The sequence below is a fragment of the Ruegeria sp. E8 genome, from assembly GCF_056533985.1.
In genome coordinates this window covers 1-1,067 of sequence record NZ_JBQFOY010000058.1, presented here as the reverse complement: position 1 = coordinate 1,067, position 1,067 = coordinate 1, and the positions used below count along the sequence as shown (strand labels likewise).

Here is a 1,067-nt window from a genome sequence, read left to right as displayed (position 1 = left end):
ATAGGGAAGCGCGCGCAGAGTTCGGCGACTTCGGCTTTGACCTTGGCTTCGACCGCGCCGTTGCCGTCTTCGCCATTGGCGGCCAGGCCGTCGACCACTTCGATGATCCAGTCGGCGATCTGGCGGAATTCGACCTCGCCGAAGCCGCGGGTGGTGCCGGCGGGCGAGCCCAGGCGGATGCCCGAGGTCACGGTGGGCTTTTCCGGATCAAACGGCACGCCGTTCTTGTTGCAGGTGATATGCGCGCGACCCAGGGCCTTTTCGGTGGCATTGCCCTTGACGCCCTTGGGGCGCAGGTCGACCAGCACAACATGGGTGTCGGTGCCGTGGGTCACCGTGTCCAGACCGCCCTTGATCAGCTGATCCGACAGCGCCTGCGCGTTGGTGATGACCTGCTGGATATAGCCTTTGAACTCGGGGCGCAGCGCCTCGCCAAAAGCCACGGCCTTGGCCGCGATCACATGCATCAGCGGGCCGCCCTGAATGCCGGGGAAAATGGCCGAGTTCACTTTCTTGGCGATCGCCTCGTCATTGGTCAGGATCATGCCGCCGCGCGGACCGCGCAGGGTCTTGTGCGTGGTTGTCGTGGCCACATGCGCATGCGGGAAGGGGCTGGGATGCTCGCCCGCCGCGATCAGACCGGCGATATGGGCCATGTCCACGTGCAGAAACGCACCGACCATATCGGCGATCTCGCGCATGCGGGCAAAGTCGATGGTGCGCGGGATGGCCGAGCCACCTGCGATGATCAGCTTGGGCTGGTGCTCTTTCGCCAGAGCCTCGATCTGATCATAGTCGATCTGGTTGTCCTGCTTGCGCACGCCGTAATGCACCGCGTTGAACCATTTGCCCGACTGGTTCGGGGCCGCGCCGTGGGTCAGGTGACCGCCGGCATCAAGGCTCATGCCCAGAATGGTATCGCCGGGTTTGATCAGCGCCTGGAACACGCCCTGGTTGGCCTGGCTGCCCGAGTTCGGCTGCACGTTGGCGAAACCGCAGCCGAACAGCTGCTTGGCGCGGTCGATGGCCAGGTTCTCGGCGACGTCGACGAACTGGCAGCCGCCATA

1 protein-coding gene is annotated in these 1,067 nt (G+C 64.6%); it reads right to left on the bottom strand.

Going from position 1 to position 1,067, the window contains the following annotated elements; genetic code table 11:
* Nucleotides 1–1,067: serine hydroxymethyltransferase (gene glyA, locus ACR0LF_RS23620; RefSeq protein ID WP_480584086.1), on the bottom strand; the 1,067-nt coding region annotated here is incomplete at both ends.